Source organism: Pseudomonas sp. R1-18, assembly GCF_051132095.1.
Classification (GTDB): Bacteria; Pseudomonadota; Gammaproteobacteria; order Pseudomonadales; family Pseudomonadaceae; genus Aquipseudomonas.
Window position 1 is genome coordinate 80,672 of sequence record NZ_CP071659.1, and the last position, 16,071, is coordinate 96,742.

Annotated in this window: 15 protein-coding genes and 1 pseudogene; 8 read left to right on the forward strand and 8 right to left on the reverse strand. The window is 61.6% G+C overall.

What is annotated here, in order from left to right; all coding sequences use genetic code 11:
* Positions 1-52: 52 nt before the first annotated feature.
* Positions 53-265, reverse strand: coding sequence for a KGG domain-containing protein (locus J3P77_RS22630; protein ID WP_434682315.1), 213 nt, complete (start codon positions 263-265; stop codon positions 53-55).
* Positions 266-787: 522 nt separating this feature from the next.
* Between J3P77_RS22630 and J3P77_RS22635 the strand changes: the two genes are divergently transcribed.
* The 3 genes from J3P77_RS22635 to J3P77_RS22645 all read left to right on the forward strand — a co-directional run bounded on the left by J3P77_RS22635 (position 788) and on the right by J3P77_RS22645 (position 2,437).
* Entirely contained in the window at positions 788-1,339 is a 552-nt protein-coding gene (locus tag J3P77_RS22635) for an ATP-dependent Clp protease proteolytic subunit (protein ID WP_434682169.1), read from the forward strand.
* 125 nt (positions 1,340-1,464) lie between these two features.
* Entirely contained in the window at positions 1,465-1,974 is a 510-nt protein-coding gene (locus J3P77_RS22640) for a hypothetical protein (RefSeq protein WP_434682171.1), read from the forward strand.
* Positions 1,975-1,990: 16 nt separating this feature from the next.
* Positions 1,991-2,437, forward strand: coding sequence for a DUF421 domain-containing protein (locus J3P77_RS22645; RefSeq protein WP_434682173.1), 447 nt, complete (start codon positions 1,991-1,993; stop codon positions 2,435-2,437).
* Positions 2,438-2,634: 197 nt separating this feature from the next.
* Here the strand turns inward: J3P77_RS22645 and J3P77_RS22650 are convergent.
* Positions 2,635-3,325, reverse strand: a pseudogene (locus tag J3P77_RS22650) (NYN domain-containing protein).
* 496 nt (positions 3,326-3,821) lie between these two features.
* On the opposite strand from J3P77_RS22650, the gene J3P77_RS22655 reads away from it, so the two are divergent.
* From J3P77_RS22655 to J3P77_RS22675, 5 genes are all read left to right on the forward strand, one after another.
* Positions 3,822-4,457 (forward strand): hypothetical protein, encoded by a 636-nt coding sequence (locus tag J3P77_RS22655; protein WP_434682176.1) that lies wholly within the window; start codon positions 3,822-3,824, stop codon positions 4,455-4,457.
* Positions 4,457-4,882: a phage holin family protein gene (locus J3P77_RS22660; protein ID WP_434682178.1), complete on the forward strand. Its 426-nt coding sequence runs from the start codon at positions 4,457-4,459 to the stop codon at positions 4,880-4,882. The genes J3P77_RS22655 and J3P77_RS22660 overlap by 1 nt, the downstream gene beginning before the upstream one ends.
* A complete protein-coding gene (locus J3P77_RS22665; RefSeq protein WP_434682181.1) occupies positions 4,879-5,913 on the forward strand; it encodes a DUF3618 domain-containing protein in 1,035 nt (344 codons plus the stop codon). The genes J3P77_RS22660 and J3P77_RS22665 overlap by 4 nt, the downstream gene beginning before the upstream one ends.
* A gap of 180 nt (positions 5,914-6,093) precedes the next feature.
* On the forward strand, positions 6,094-6,543 hold the full coding sequence (parS, locus tag J3P77_RS22670; RefSeq protein WP_434682184.1) for a type II RES/Xre toxin-antitoxin system antitoxin: 450 nt from the start codon (positions 6,094-6,096) through the stop codon (positions 6,541-6,543).
* A complete protein-coding gene (locus J3P77_RS22675; protein ID WP_434682187.1) occupies positions 6,540-7,001 on the forward strand; it encodes an RES family NAD+ phosphorylase in 462 nt (153 codons plus the stop codon). The genes parS and J3P77_RS22675 overlap by 4 nt, the downstream gene beginning before the upstream one ends.
* A gap of 42 nt (positions 7,002-7,043) precedes the next feature.
* On the opposite strand, the gene J3P77_RS22680 is transcribed toward J3P77_RS22675, so the two are convergent.
* Genes J3P77_RS22680 through bcsZ form a run of 6 tightly spaced genes read right to left on the reverse strand, consistent with a single transcriptional unit; the run spans position 7,044 to position 16,068 of the window.
* Positions 7,044-8,195 carry an alginate O-acetyltransferase AlgX-related protein gene (locus tag J3P77_RS22680; protein ID WP_434682190.1) on the reverse strand — a complete coding sequence of 384 codons (1,152 nt, stop codon included), beginning with the start codon at positions 8,193-8,195 and terminating at the stop codon, positions 7,044-7,046.
* Positions 8,196-8,207: 12 nt separating this feature from the next.
* Positions 8,208-9,623, reverse strand: coding sequence for an MBOAT family O-acyltransferase (locus tag J3P77_RS22685; protein WP_434682192.1), 1,416 nt, complete (start codon positions 9,621-9,623; stop codon positions 8,208-8,210).
* Between the two features lie 21 nt (positions 9,624-9,644).
* Positions 9,645-10,316, reverse strand: coding sequence for an alginate O-acetyltransferase AlgF (locus J3P77_RS22690; RefSeq protein ID WP_434682194.1), 672 nt, complete (start codon positions 10,314-10,316; stop codon positions 9,645-9,647).
* The gene (locus J3P77_RS22695) at positions 10,313-10,978 is read right to left on the reverse strand and encodes an SGNH/GDSL hydrolase family protein (RefSeq protein ID WP_434682195.1); all 666 of its coding nucleotides are present in this window, start codon (positions 10,976-10,978) and stop codon (positions 10,313-10,315) included. The genes J3P77_RS22690 and J3P77_RS22695 overlap by 4 nt, the downstream gene beginning before the upstream one ends.
* A 15-nt stretch (positions 10,979-10,993) precedes the next feature.
* Positions 10,994-14,881: a cellulose synthase subunit BcsC-related outer membrane protein gene (locus J3P77_RS22700; protein WP_434682198.1), complete on the reverse strand. Its 3,888-nt coding sequence runs from the start codon at positions 14,879-14,881 to the stop codon at positions 10,994-10,996.
* The gene (bcsZ, locus tag J3P77_RS22705; RefSeq protein WP_434682201.1) at positions 14,857-16,068 is read right to left on the reverse strand and encodes a cellulose synthase complex periplasmic endoglucanase BcsZ; all 1,212 of its coding nucleotides are present in this window, start codon (positions 16,066-16,068) and stop codon (positions 14,857-14,859) included. Before bcsZ ends, J3P77_RS22700 begins: the two co-directional genes overlap by 25 nt.
* Positions 16,069-16,071: the final 3 nt, after the last annotated feature.

Genomic DNA, 16,071 nt, shown 5'->3' on the forward strand with positions numbered 1-16,071 from the left:
CGTTTACTCACCGCCAGCTAACAGCGAAATAGCCAACGGTTACGCTGAATGCTCAGCTCTTGCGATTTCCGCCGCCGCTGCTCTGGCCGCCTTTTTTGCCGGCTTCAGATGCTTTCTGCGGATCGTTGGCGAAATTGCCACCTGAGCCTTTTCCACTGCCGCCCGAGCCTCGCCCGCTGGACTGTCCGCCTTTCTTGCCGGCTTCGGATGCTTTTGCTGGATCGTTAGCGAAATTGCCAGGGTTTGAATTTCCTGTCTTAGCCATTTCATTCACCTTTTCCATAATGGACGACATGCTCATGTGAGCGTCATAGGGTATGAATGAACTGGACTCAGGTAGTTTAGGAAAAATATCCGGCACAGGACGAACGGTCATAACAGCAGGATTCATAGACAACATGAATTGATCGCGCCCACGCAAGAACGAGAAATAATTAAAAAGCGAAAATTTCGAATTAAATCAACGACTAAGTGCTGTACCGCTTCGCTTGTCAATACGTGGAGGATGGTCTGCCCCACACACTTTAAACTCTTTTACTATCAAAGACTTACGGCTTCATATATCGACAGAATTGCTCTAATGCCTTTATAACCAATTATCGATGCCTGTCAAAAAAACTGAAAACATTCGGCAACTGTAATTCTCTGACTTACTAGGCTGATTGAATCTGCGATCACCATAACCCGGTCTTCGTAGCTACGGTCAGGCTCCATCAGAAGATGGTCGGTGGTGACAGCAGAAGAACCACAGGCTGCTGTCGACGTGCATCAGTTCGGAGGCGTTCCCATGACAACTCACCTTATCAATTTCACAGCGTCCATCAATTCATCCACCTGCGCGCAACTCATCGAGAAGTGTTCCAACGCGGTCCAGCAGAACGCGTCGGAGTTGATCATCAACATCGCCACCATGGGCGGCGAATGCTGTTACGGCTTCACGATGTACAACTTTCTGCTGACGCTGCCCGTTGCCGTGCATACCCATAACCTCGGAACAGTCGAATCGATGGGCAACATCGTGTTCCTCGCCGGCCAGCGCCGGACGGCAAGCCCGCTCAGCAAATTCCTCTTCCACCCGTTCCACTGGCATCTGAACGGTTCGGTCGATCATGCGCGCATGGCCGAATACGCCATGAGTCTGGATTACGACCTGCAGCTCTATGCGCGCGTCGTTGCCGAGCGAACTCTCGATGCCAAAGAAATGCTGGAAACCGAGAAATACCTGATTGCCGCGCCGCGCATCCTTGATCCGCTACAGGCACTGGCGGCCGGGATGATTCATGCCATCGAGCCGCCGAAGATGGATAGCAGCTTCGTCTGCAGCAGCATCCATTCCTGAGCCGGGCCAAAGCTTGCAAGGCTATGGGGTACAGGGGCCAGACAGATTCAGCAAACTATTCGCCGTCTCGATGTCGAATGCGGTAATTGCCCAGACCGCTGTTTATCCCGACCCGGCAGGTAGCCATGAACGAGCAGCAAGAGTTCGTCAGTCGAACAGACCCCATACAGGAAGACATGGATTTACAGTGCAAGGCCTGGCGCTTCGAGCGCATAGGCTGGCTGGCGCTTATTGTCCTGATCCTGCTGACGCTTGCCGGTCTGTTTTCCAAGGGCCCGTTGAGCACGGTCCAGCTGCAGACGCCCGACGGACGCTTGAAGGTCGAATATGAGCGCTTCAGCAGAAATGGCGCTCAGGATGACCTGATCGTGTCCTCGTCTGGCGCGCCCGGCGAAATGCGCTATCTGGTGCTGGGCGCCGAATGGCTGCAAGGCATGTCCATCGAAAGCCTCAATCCGCAGCCGGCCAACCTGACCAGCGAGGGCCGCGACCTGGTCATTCCGATGCAGGCCGACGCCAAAGGCGTGGCAACCCTTTACCTGAGCATGCGCAGTAATGGCGTCGGTCTTTACAAAGGCCACTTGCGGTTGCGAGGCGGGCCCGAGCTGGCCACCCCGAAATTCATTTACCCCTGACAGGAAGCCTTGAACGATGGACTCCGTACTCCGCGCGGCCGTGATGTACCTGATGCTGATGATCCTGTTCAAGATCGCCGGACGGCGTTCGATGGCCGACCTGAACACCTTCGACTTCATTCTGCTGCTCATCATCGGCGAAGCGACACAGCAAGCGCTGCTGGGCGATGACTTCTCGATTACCAACTCGGTGCTGATCATCGCCACGCTGATTGCCATTGATATCGGGGTCTCGAAGATCAAGCAGCGTTCCAAACGCCTGGCGCTGATCGTGGACGGCGGCCCCACGGTGATTGTCGAAAATGGTCAACCCCTGCACCGGCGCATGGAAAAAGCCCGAATCACCGAAGCGGACATCATGGAAGCCGCGCGTTCCAACCAGGGTATCGCCCGCATGAGCGACATCCGCTACGCGATCATCGAGCGCAACGGGACGATTTCGATCATTCCAGGAACGGATTGAACAGAGAACGCGAACTCCACGCACCTGCCGCACCAGGCTTGAGCCTGAGGCCGGGGGCAGGCCCGCAGGCTCGATCGATTCTCTAACAACTCAGCTACGTGGAACACACAACACCTACTAGGCCTGTATGGATGCGAAAAATCCGAACTGCGCGAAAAGTACGGCGATCACCCGGTCTATCACTGAGAAGAATCAGCTCACCAGTAGCTTGGTTTATCGATTGGTTTTTTGCGGGTGGGTATACGAAGCGGGAATTGATGCTCGGCCAGCTCGACGTTCGTCACCAAGTGCCGCATCCAGTTCGCATACTGCTTCAATGATCCTGGAACCGTTCGCTGAATGCCTTCCCGATGAGGCAGGATCACCCCGAGGTGGAGCTCAGGGAAATCTTCATGGAGCGCTCGCAAAGCCGGGGTCATGTCGGTATCACCAGACACCAGGACAAGCTGCTGTATACGCTGGTCAGGTTGCAACGCCGCTTGGCGAGCCGCAAGGCGGTACATGCTGATCGCGATGTGGACGTCCGTCTCTTTTTCTTCAAGCTTCCAGATCTCGACCTGGTCAGCCCTGGATGCCGGCGTGTTCTTATCGATAAAGCGCGGAGCCTTACCTGATTCGAGCTGGTGACGCCCGTAAAAAACGGTCACGCCGCGTGCGATCAACGCACGAATGTACGTGTCCTGGGCTTCTTTTGAAGCAATGCCACGGCTGGCCAGGGAGGGTTTTTACACCGGAAGTGAAAAAACTGACGGCTTCGAGCGTGTTGTCGGGATGCTCGACACGGATGACGTGAGCCAGCAGGGCCGGGAGATCAAGCCACTTATACTGGGTACCCGCCAAAAGGCCATAGAACAGGTTGTAGCCATCGACAAAGCACGCTGTACGCAAGGTTTCCCATCCCTAGAAACGAAAAAACCGGCTCATGGCCGGTTTCTTCACCCCAACTGCCAGCGAACTGAATCACTGCGTACGGGGCTGAGTAGTGAGTTGATTGTGCAAGTAACCACAAGGGAATACAAGCCGCATTGTTCAAGTGACATGCGCCCAATCCAAATACCTCAGGCAAATATGGACGGATTCCGTGTTCTCCGTCGAAGCCATGCAGCAGGCTACGCAGGACGTCGAGCTTTTCCTTCAATACCGAATAGGCTTCATGAGCGTCTACGGTAGGTCGGCCCTTGCCCTTGCTACCGGTGTACTCCTTGGCGCGATGGCATTGTGCCGCTGATCTGCAAGAAAACTGCCTGCGATACGCCCACCCATCAATTGCAGGGAACTCACAGCGTCACACTCCGTCATCCCTTTAGGTGTGTTTTTTCAAACATGCACTTGGGCAATCCATGCGGTGCGCCCAGCGGTTTTCCAAACGAAGGAGTGAATGGCAATGACGAACGACCCAGCCCAAGGCACCTCGAAAGCAGGAGCGTCCGGCGCTACCCAGGAAAATTTGCGCAACCTGAGCGAACAAGCGGGTGCCGCGCTGAATGACGCAAAGGAACAAGGGGCCGAGCAGTACGAGCATTATCGTGACCTGGCTGCAGAGCAACTGGACTCGTTGGTGGAAGGCGCGCAGTCAGCAGCGTCGGCTTTGGAAGGCAAGGATTCGTTGGGGATTTCCCAGTACCTTTCGCAACTGGCCAGCGGTCTGGGATCGTTTGCCGACCAGGTGCGCGACAAGAGTGCCGAAGACCTGCTGCACAGCGGCGCGCGACTGGCCCGTGAAAATCCAGCGCTGTTTCTGGCCGGCAGTGTCGCCATCGGCGTAGGCCTGTCGCGTTTCCTGCGTGCCAGTGCCCAGGATCACACCGATACCTCCACCCCGCCACCGGCCTATGGTGCTCAGACGCCACATCAGACTTCAGTTACCCCGCTTGCAGACGACCTGTCGGTGCCGGGCTCCGCACAGCGTTCAGGCGGCGTCGTCGATCCTCTGGGAGAGGCGGCTATCTATCCCGCCGGTGACAAGGCGTATTCCCACGGTAGTAGTGTTTCCCCAGGCAGCTTGAAAGGAGACTTGTAATGAACGATCCGTTTGATACCCAGAAGCCGGGCGAACCCGGCGTTCAGGACAACGCTTCCATCGGCGGCCTGCTGCGTCAGCTGACCCGCGAAGTGCCCGAACTGTTCACCAAGGAACTGGCACTGGCCAAGGCCGAACTGCAAGCCAGCCTCGCCACCCTCAAGGCCGGTACCGCAGCCGTCGCCGGTGGCGCAATCGTGCTGCTCGCCGGCCTGATCATTCTGCTGATGGCCGCCGTCTATGGCCTGGGCACCATGATGGAGTTGTGGCTGGCAGCGCTGATCGTCGCCGTGATCACCCTGATCATCGGCTTCATCATGCTGCAGTCGGGCAAGAAGCAGTTCGAACCTTCGCACTTCACTCCAGATCGCACGCTGCATGCCATGCAGCAAGACAAGGACACGCTGAAGAGGAAAATGTCATGAGCACCTCGTTCGAAGCAGAATCCCATAAAAGCCCTGAAACGCTGGAACAGGAAATCGACGCCAAGCGTGCCAGCATCAGCAATATCGTCGACTCGCTGGAAAGCCGCTTCACGCCCGGACAATTGTTCGATCAGGCATTGGCCTATACCAAAGGCGGCGGTGGCGAGTTCTTTCAGAATCTAGGCACCACGCTCAAGAACAACCCGGTTCCTACCGTACTGACCGGCATCGGCCTGACCTGGCTGGCGCTGAACCAGAACAAACCGTTCCCGGGCTACACCGTCAGTTCCGGCAGTACCGGGCCAGGTCTTGGCGACAAGCTCAGCGCCATGGCCGGCCAGGTCGCTGGTGCGTTCGGACAGGTCAGCGACCGCGTCCACAGCGCTACAGCCGCGGTGTCTGACAAAGCACATGCTCTGACAGACAAGGCGCACGCGCTGACCGACAAGGCCTATGCCTTGAAGGACAAGGCCAGCGGCCTGCATCACAGCGCCAGTGATTCGCTGGGCTCCTCGGCCGGTCAGGCCAGGCAGATGGCGTATGACGCCAATGCCCAGCTGCATAACCAGACCGCCCAGCTCAAAGGGCAATTCGACACCTTGCTCAAAGAGCAGCCGCTGGTACTGGCAGCCATTGGCATTGCACTGGGCGCGGCGCTCGGCGCGGCCCTTCCTTCGACACGCAAGGAAGATGAACTGTTGGGCAGCACCCGCGACAAGCTGACCACGACGCTCAAAAGCAAAGGCCAGGAAGCTTATGCCGGCGTGAAGGAAACCGTGAAGCAGACGGCCGAAGCCGCGAAGTCAACCTCGGCGACGGGTAGCGACAAAGAGAAGACCGGTACAGACATTTCCCCTGGCAGGACCTCGGATTCGGGGATCGGCATCGGAATCGGCAGCACCGAGACTTCCACCAGTTCGCTGTCAGGCACGGGTACCGGCTCCAGTTCGGGCACGACTGCGGGTTCTACTACCGGCTCTACTACCGGTTCTGGCACCGGCTCGGGCCTGCCTCCCAAGCCACTGGTATAAATGACCTGTCCAGGCGCGCATTCAGCATGCGCGCCTTTTTTTCGCCTGCTGTTCAGCAGCGGTTCTGCCAAATGCCAGCAGCAAGCGGCCAACAGTCATGCCGCGCTATCCTTGAAGGTCAATCGCGATTAGTATCAGTTGATATATGTTTTAAATATCAATCGATACACGGAGTGGGTCATGTCTCTGGCGATTCGCGACTATCATCCAGCCCCCGTTCAGGCTGAAGATTTCTGGCAGCACCTGGGCATTCCGCCGCGTGGCGCGCGTTTGTATACCGCCCTGCGCAACGGGCTGCCTTATGAAGTGTTCGAGCGTCTGGCGCATTACACCGACTTGAACCGTTCCGCACTGGCCGAGCACCTCGGCATCGCTCCGGCCACGCTGCAACGGCGGCTCAAGGTTCGTCAGTTCAATGCCGAAGAAAGCGACCGTCTGTTTCGCCTCGCGGCGGTCTACAAGTCAGCGCTGGATCTGTTCGAAGACGATGCCGCCGCCACTCGCCGCTGGCTGGCCAATCCGGTTCACGGGCTGGGCAATCGCCGGCCGCTGGAAATGCTCACCACTTCCGCCGAAGCCCAGGCGGTGCTCGACCTGATCGGTCGTCTTGAGCATGGTGTGGTGGCGTGATCCCTGTCTATCGCCTGGTCAAACGCAAATGGCTGGCTCAGGCGTTCGATGGCGAAGGCGCAAAACTTTACGGCGGGCGCTGGAACAGCAAGGGCAACGCGTGCGTGTATTGCGCGGGCAGCGAATCGCTGGCGTTGCTCGAAGTGCTGGTCCATTTGAGTGATGCCAGTGTGGCCCGGCACTACGCGATGCTTGAGCTACAGATTCCCGAACAGCACATCCTCAATACACGCGCCGACACCCTGCCAGCCGATTGGCGTGAAGAACCGGCGCCGCCCGCCACCGCCTCGTTCGGCGATGCGTGGCTGGAGTCCGGGCAAAGCCTGGCGCTGGCGGTCCCCAGCGTAATCATCCCGCGAGAATCCAATTACCTGCTGAACGTGCTGCACCCGGCATTCCCTGCCGTTGTGGCGTTGGCCAGGGAGCTGGATTTCTCGATAGATCCCCGGCTTGCCTGAGACGGCTAGATATATAGATAGCTATATATCTAGCCAGGCAGTTCAATCAGGTTTGATTACATCGACATAGGGCGTCTGCAAATCGCGCTCGGGAATCTCCCAGATCAGCAGTTTGGGCGGCGTTTGCTTGAAGGCCGGGTTATCGAAGTACGCCGTGCCGGCGCCTGAAAACTCGCCGCCGTCCTTGGCGAAGTTGCCAATCGGCGCACCCAGCGCACGTTGCAGAAAGCCGACGAAATTGGAGTTGCGCGAGAACGAGGTGCCAATCAGCGCCACGTTGGGCAGATTGCTGTCGCCGAACAGATCGTCAAGGTTGTCTGCGTCAGCCGAGGCCGTGTCGCCCTGTTCGATGACCTGCTCGACGATCTGGGTGGCGGCAACGTATTGCGCGGGCGGCTGTAAGGAAAGCGGCAGCCACTCAAGCCCGGCAAGCCGCACCAGATCGCCAGGACGCACCGCCTGCGGACTGCTCTGCGTGTCGAACGAGCGCGCTGGTGTCGCGGTGATGCCCATGTTTTTTACATGCAGTGCGACCGTTCTGGCCGCCGCGTCCGCCCCGGTCTCGCTCCAGTGCGTGTCGGTGCGCAGATACGCGTCCGCACCCAGAGGCTGCAAAGACGCAGTCAGGTCCACGGCTTTGATACCCGCAGCATGCAGCGTCGAGGTCCAGGCCGTGACCCGGTTTTGCAACACCGCCGGACGATACAGCGAACACAGCGCAGAAGCCGCAATCCGGCTCTTGTCCGGAACGATTGCCACCAGCAGTTCGATACCGCGCTTGCTCAGGGTGCGTTGCAGCTCGATGACCGCCTGCGCCTTGGTGTCGGCATTGGCTTGGGCATTGCGGTTGAGCTTGAATTCGTCGGCCAGAAACAGCCAGCCCGGGCAGCCCTGGCGTACACGTGGGCCGGTGTCATGCAGCAGCAGCCAGCTCGCGCCGCGCTCCAGATCGGCCATCCGTTGGGCCAGAAAGGTGCCGGACAACTGTTTGGCAAAGGCATGGGTCACGTTGCCGTGCAGCATTGTATCGGTCGTGGTATCGGGCGGCAGCCATTGGACCTTGCCGCTGACCATCAGCATGCCGGTGGCCGCCAGTCCGACAGCCATCAGGCCCGCCAGCGTCACACCAGCCAGCGCGCTGGCGCGGACGGCCAGCTCAGTCGGTGGTGGCGGAAAATCCGAGGAAGAAGTCATCGGGCGTCGTCCTCAGAACTGGAAGTACAGGAAGGGAACCGTCTCGCGGCTGGCGATCAGCGCGAAGGACAGCAGGAAACCGGCCACCGGCCACAGCGCCGCGCCCAGCACGAACAGCGGCCGGGTGCCGAAGCGCTGTTCGCAACGGCTTTGCAGCAGCGGCGCCAGCACACAGGCGACGCCCAGCAATGCCGCGATGCCATGCGCCGGACGCAGGGTGACCGCCAGCGCGTCGCCAAGAGCCAGGCCGTGCAGGCCGAACTGTCCGGCATACATGGCCATCGCGGTGTGGAAATCCGGAGCGCGAAACAGCGTCCAGGCCAGGCACACAAACAGCAGCGTCAGCGCATGCGCCAACGGCTTGGGTATCGAAGGCAGACTGGAGCGCGACCAGGCGCGGTCGACACACAACGCCACGCCGTGGGCCGAACCCCACAACAGATAGTTCCAGCTGTCGCCGCCATGCCACAGGCCGGCGATGGCCATGGTCAGGAACAGGTTGCGATAGGTGTTCCACACCCCGCGACGGTTCCCGCCCAGCGCGATGTACAGGTAATCGCGCAGCCAGCTGGACAGCGACAGGTGCCAGCGCCGCCAGAAATCCTGAATGCTGCTGGCCAGGTACGGCCGGTTGAAGTTTTCCGGGAAGTGAAAGCCCAGCATCAGGCCCAGACCGATGGCCATGGCGCTGTAGCCGGCGAAGTCGAAGAACAGTTGCAGCGAGTACGCCAGGCAACCGATCCAGGCGTCGACCAGCGACGGGTTTTGCAGATGGAACGCGACATCCACCAGCGGCGACAGAGTGTCGGCCACCAGCACCTTCATGCTCATGCCGACCATGAAACGCCGCGCGCCCAGCGCAAAGTTCTGCCGGTTGAAATGGCGCTGGACCAGTTCGCGACGCACCCAGTCATAGCGAATGATGGGGCCTGCAATCGAGTGGCCGAACATCGAAATGTAGGTCGCGTAATTGATGAAACTGCGCTCGACCGGCACGGTGTGCCGGTGCACGTCCACCAGGTACGAAATGGCCTGCAGCACGATGAACGAGAGCCCGGCAGGCAATGCCACGCGTTGCCATTCCAGCGGCATGGCGCCGTACCAGGTGATCAGCTCGTTCCAGGTACCGGCCACGATATTGGCGTACTTGTACCAGCAGAGCACGGCGGTGTTGAACACGATCAGCGCGACCAGCAACCGTACCCGCCCGCTTGAGCCTTCCCGCGCCCGGTCCACCAGCAGACCGCCCACCCACGCAACGATGGTCAGCAGGATATGCAGCGCCAGGAACAGCGGGCTCAGCCAGCCGTAGAACAACCAGCTGCCGATCAGCAGGATGACGTTGCGCCAGTTCGGCCGCGCCAGCGCGTACACCGCCAGGAACGCCGGCAGGAACAACATCAGAAACTCAAGGGACGCAAATACCATAACGACGACTACGCCATCCGATCAGTGAGACAACGTATCCGTCGCCGACAACAGGTGAGGTCCGCCGGCGGACGGCACCAGCAACACGCTGTAGCGCTCGCCGGCCTTGAGCTCGCCCAGATCCACGGGCGATCCGACATTGGCGCCCGCGCACACCAGCTGCACCGAGAGGCTGACCGGATTGATCGAGCGACGCTGCAGGGTGCCGGTCGGCACGGCCTTGAACAGGTCCGCGTTACGTCCGGCCGGACGCAGCGAAGCATCGGCACAGCTGGCGTCGACGCTGTAGAACGCCAGCGAAGCTTTCAAACCGTTGAAGTCGTCCGGCTGTTCGCGCACGGTGACCTGCTTGAGTGCGCCGTCGGCCTGGGGCAGCGCGACCACTGTGGTGAACTCGCCGGGCTCGACGCCCACGTCCACCGCCAGCTTGTGCTCGCCGCTGACCAGCATGCCTTTGATCGAAGGGCTGGCCTGCACCGGGAAGTACAGCGACGCCGGTTGTTTTGCATCCAGACGCAGCGGCTGGCCCTGGGCGGCACTCACCTCCAGCGGCGCGGCGGTGGCATTGATGAAGCGAATGAACGCCGAATCCTGAGCGGGGCCGGTGGAGTACAGCGCAAAATCGGCGGCCTGCACCTGCAGACTCGCCAGCAGTGCCACGCAGCTGCCGACAGCCAGACGCCAGGCCATCATTGCTTGGCCCCTTTGGCGCTGACGCTGCTAACCGGCAACTTGCCCAGCGCATCGCCAATGGCCGTTCCCCAGGATTTGTACCCGGCCACGGTGAAGTGCTGGCCGTCGGTGGTGACCCACTGGCCCGGTTTGGAGAAGCTCAACGAATCGATGTACGTGCATGGCGCAACGTTGCTGGCCAGAAACTGCGACATCAATTGAGTGCGGGTGTCGTTCTTCTGGTACATGCCGCCGGCCTTGCCCCACGCCGGACCGACCCAGGCGCATTTGGTGCCGGTGGCCGCGATAGCCTTGGTCAGGCCGGTCACGCTCTGCCAGGCCCAGGCTTTGGGAAAGGCAGGCTTGTCGTAGGAGGCCATGGTGTCGCCGATGACGATCACCACCAGGTCCGGCTTGTCGGCGGCGATCAGTTCAGCGATCGGCGTGGTGGTCGCATCGCGACCTTTGATGACGATCTTGCCCTTGCCCTGCTGTTCCGCACCGCAGTCGACCTTCTTGGTGATCAGCCAGTCGCCGGCGCTGGCACCGCAGGCGCCGATCGAATGCACGATGGCACCCTGCTTCGTCAGGTTGTCGTGCAGCGGTTCCATCAGGTGGTCGGCCAGACTCATGTGGCTTTCTCCCAGGACCAGAAGGGTCATACCGGCAAGAACGGAAGGCATCGGATTCTCCAGAAATCAGTTGGAATAAGGTGAACGGTAAGGGCTGACCGGAAGCTCCATCGGGCCGGTCATGTCCTCGAACATGTAGCGCAGGTAAAGCGCGCCGCTGAACTGGCGATAATCGCGCGCGTTGTCCATGCCCAGATTGGCGCCCAGGAACATGCTGGAACCGAGCTTGTATTCGCCCGCCGCGCTCAGGTTGTAGCCCACGCCGGTTTTGCTTTGCCCGGCGTGACGCTGCCCGGAGGCAGCCTGCAGATTCTTGTCATTGGGGAAGTAATCGGCGCCGTCCTGGCTGAAGTGCTGGACGCCGACCGAAGACTTGACCTGATAGCTGAAGCGCTCGGTGCGCTGCGACCACATGACCGGCACGCCAATGGCGTAGAAGTCCTGCGGGCTGAAGTAGCCGCCGTGGCCGTAGGTGAAGTAGCTCTGATCGTTGTCGTAGCTCATGCCCATCAGGCTCAGCCCGGCCGTCAGCTTGCTGTCCTCGGCATTCTTCAGATACCAGTAGATGCCGCCGCCCACTTCGCCCCGGGTGTTGGACTTGACGTTGTTGCCCACCAGCTTGTGCCAGGAGCCGTAGCCATAGCCGCCGATGGTCTGGTCGTCGTAGCTGATCTGCCCGCGGCCGCCGTTGGCGGTGACGCCGCCCCAGGACTGACCGGTGCGGTCGTCGGTGGAGCCGGCGAACGAGGTCACGCTGTCAGTCACCGGGCGTCGCGAAACGTTCAGGCCGTAGCGCAGGTTGGGGTTCTCGCCCAGCGGCCGGTCAACACTCGCGCCACCGGCAACGGTGCTGTATTTGAAACCCATCGGCGTGGTACCGATGTCAGCCTTGAGGCCCTCTTCTGGGCGCTCGAACGCCAGCGCCAGCCCGACACCCTGCTCGCGTTGCGAACCGGCCGCGCCGCTGCCGCCACCGCCAAAACGCGCGCCGGCTTCGGATTTCACGCTGCCCGCGTTCAACGACACCGGAGTGACCTGCACCGCGACGCGGTTGTCGCCGGCCGGCAGGTTGATTTGCAACGGGGCTTCGACGACGGTCAGTTTGCCCAGGCCCGACTCGCTGTTGTTGCTGCGCACAGTCAGGCCCTGGCTCACATAGCCGCTGCGCTGTTCGAGAATGCGATTCAAGGCGCGCTGCGCGTTGCTCTGCTGCTGCGTGGCGGACGCGGCCGCGAACGGGTTGCCTCGCACCGTCTGCGCACGCCCGGACGACAACGGTTGCTGCGCCAGTGCCTGACCTGGATAAGCATTGCTGGCCAGAGCACCTGCCGAATCGAAGGACTCACCGCCGCTGAGCAGTACCTGCGCCGGTGCCGGAACCGCTTGCGCCGTATTGGCCGCCAGACTGCGAGGCCCGCTGGCCGCGAACGGGTTGGACGAAGTGGTCGTCGGGCCCGCCTGGGCGGCCATGAAACGCTGCTTCTCGCTCTGCTCGATGGCCACCGCCTTGCGCAGCAGTTCGGTGGCCGCTCCGGTCTTGCCCATGCTCTGGTAGATGCGTGCCGCTTCGGTCAGAGACTGCGGCTCATAACGTTCCAGCGCGAGGAACTGCCCCAGCGCCTTTTCCGCGAACGCATGATCGTGCGCCTTGACCGCTGCGTCGGCAGCGCCGAGTAGCACTTGCGGATCATTCGGCTGACGTTGCAGCAACGGTTTGTAAAGCTCGAATGCCTTGGCGCTGTCGCCATTGGCGGTGTACATGCGGGCAAACGCCGAAACGCCCTGCACGTCGCCGGGACGCTGAGCCAGCGCGGGCGCGAGCGTGTCATAGGCTCCGGCCAGATCGCCGCCTTCACGCAGCAGATCGGCCTGGCGAATGCGGTATTGATAAAGCAGGTCGTCGAAGCGCTTGCGGGTCTGAGCGCCCATTGGCTGGCCCTGCACGCTGCGCAGGATCGAACTGACCTGCACGTCGTCACCCGCCGCAAGCAGCAGACCTGCGTATTGCAGGGTCAGATCCACCGAAGGCGCGGCGGTCTGCGCCATCGCGCTACGGGCCAGCGCCTGCCCGCGTTCGGCATCGCCGGCGTCGATATAGGCGCTGGCCAGGGTGAGTTGCCGTTCCGGGCTGCCGCTGGCCACCGGCTGCAGCCGGTCGAGCAGTACCAGCGCTTCCTGACGCTGACCGCGTAACGCCATTTTCGACGCCAGATTGATCTGCACCGTCATGGTGACTTCGTCGGCAAGGGCTTTCATGTCCGGGGTGCGCTGATCGACCGGAATGCGCGCAAAGGTGGCCTGCGCATCCTGCCACTGGCCCATTTCCACCGAGAGCAGCGCACTGGTGTAGAGCGCGTCGATGTCGTTGGGGTGAGCCTTGACCAGTTCATCGATCAATTCGCGCGCCTTCGGCGCTTCGTCGGTCTTGAGGTACAGACGAGCCAGATCGAAGCGCGTCCAGACATTGTCCGGATCGTTCTTCACCGCATCCTTCAAGGCGTTCTGGGCCGCGCGGACATCGCCACGCTGCTCGGCCAGACGCGCAACCTGGGTCGCGCGCAACGCCTTGAAACGGGCGCCGTCACCCAGCCTGGCCTGTTCAGTGGCCGGGAGCGTATCGAGCAGACGCAGCGCTTCATCGGCCTGGCCGCTCTGGGCCAGCACATTGACCAGCCCGCGAAGCGCCTGGGGATTGTTGCGCTGGGTCGCCAGCACCTGACGGTAACCGGCCTGAGCGGCATCCAGCTGTCCGGCCTGGGCCTGGAGGTCGGCGCGCGTCAGGCGCACGTCGACGTTCGACGGGCTGCGCCGCTCGGCCTGAGCCAGCAGCTCCTGAGCCTTGGCGGTCTGCCCTTTGCCCTGCAGATCACGAGCCTGTTGCAACAGGCCCCAGAGCTGCACGTTGTCCAACGCGCTTTTCCAGCGCGAGCCGCCGTTCTGACGAGTCGCGCGAGTCAGCAGCTGTTCGGCATCGGCGAGCCGGTTCTGCTGCTGACGCACGACACCCAGGCCACCCAGCGCGTCGGCGTCGTCGGCCTTGATTTTCAAGCGCGCGGTGAACGCCTGTTCGGCTTCCACCTGATCGCCCTTGTCCAGCGCCTTGAGCCCGCGAGCCACCAGCGGATCCTGCTGCCAGCCCGTCGCGGCGCCGCCGGCCTGCTGTTGCCGGCCCTTGTTCAGCTGGTCGCGAATTTCCTGGTCGTCCGGATGGACCTTGAGAAACTCTTCGAACAGCGGCACTTGCGCGGCATTCGGCGGGCCGAGCCAGACCAGCGCCATGCGCCAGCTCTGATCGGCGTCACCGGCGATGTCGACGCGCGCGGTCAGTCGGGCCAGCGCGCGAATGCCTTCGACACGGCTGTCTTCCCGACGAGCCAGGTGCTTGGCGAAAAACAGCGCGAGGATCGAGTCATCCGGGTTCTGGCGTATCAGCCGCTCGAAACCCTGGCGCGCCTCGGGCCAGTCCGCGTTGTTGAAACCCAGATTGGTGTAGTACTCGCGACCGATGCTGCCTTCCGGCGAGCGGCCATTGAAGAATTTGCGGAACGCCACGGTGGCCTGGTCACGCTCGCCGGCATCGGCCAGACGTCTGGCCTCATCCAGCAGCGCCTGGTTCTGCGGCTGACTCAGCGCAATATCCTGTTCCAGCTGCACCGCCAGCCAGGGCACCGGCGACAATGCCTGCAACCGCGCCAGATAAGCCTGCGCCTGCTGTGGTTTGTTCTGTTTCACGCCGATCAGGCCCATGCCGTACAGCGCATCGACCTGATCGGGGTCGATCTGCAACACTTTCTGCCAGATTTCGGCAGCCCGCGTCGCGTTCGAGCGAGCCTGCCAGTACTGGCCCTGCTCGATCAACTGGGTCTCTACAGCAGTGCTTTGAGCCTGGGCAACGCTGGCTGTGATCGCCGCCGCAAGAAGCCCGATGACTAACGTGTTACGGCGCGCGGGCATGACGTCTCCCAGGACAATTTGAGGGTTCCGTCATCGCGGAACTGATAACGTTTTTCGACCCAGCCCATCGCGAACAGGCTGAGCATGAGGTTGTAGTAAGCAGGTTCGCTGCGGTCTTTCGGGTCGCGGGCCAGCGCCTTGCCGACGCCCTGCTCGACCTTGCGTTGCTGCTGTTCGGCCAGCCAGGACTGACCCTTGGCCTGAAAATAAGGCAGCAGCGCCGCCGAGTAGCCGAACGGCGCCTGACCTTCGCTGGCGCCGCTGATGACCTGAACCTTTTCCGGCGGCGTGCCGCTGGAAGCGGTGCTGGTCGACATGCCGTCAAGCCGCGCCAGTAAAGGCCCGGCCAGCGGATCGGACGCAGGTGTCATGCCGGCCCACAGATAAACGCGAATCGCGTCATAGCTGCCCAGTTCGCCCTTGACCGGGTCGACGACGAACAGACCGGTCGCAGGCGCGGTACCGCGATAGCCGACCCAGTCGGCAACGAAACCCTTGGGGCTCGATGCCTCGATCAAACGCCGGGTGTTGTTGGCAATCTGCGCCCAGGGGCCGGCCGGTGCTTCTTTGGCCAGACGGCGCAGCAACGGCACGGGCAGGTAACTGGGGTTCAGACGCCACAGATGATCGGGCTGCGCGAAGCCTTCAGGCCCGGGCAATACCATCTTGCCGAGGCCGGGAAGATCGACCACCAGCCGGGATTCGAGGGTCTTGAGCAGCGCCAGCGCATCATTGCGATAAGCCGGGTGCTGCCAGATCCGCGCGGCTTCGAGCAGCGCGTAGACGATCCACAGATCCGCGTCGGACGCCGAATTGGCGTCCTGCAGTTTCCAGACACCGTCCTCGCCCTGGCCCCACAACCAGCCGGGCAGTCGGGTCTTGAGGTCCGAGCCCATCATGTTGGCGGCGGTCCACGACCACAGTTTGTCGAAACGCTCGCGGTCGTTGGCGACCAGCGCGAACACCATGCCGTAAGACTGGCCTTCGGACGTGCTGTGATTGGGCAGCATGCTCGATTCCAGCATGCGCCCGTCGTCCTGCAGATAACGCTCGGCGTAGTTCTGCCAGAGCGGCCACGTCGAGCGGTCACAGGCGCCTGCGGCCATGGCCGGAGCCAGCGTCGTCGACGCCAGCAAACCGGCCGCCCAGCAGGCGGCACGCCGCAGGTTCATCGCGAAGGCCGCCATGGC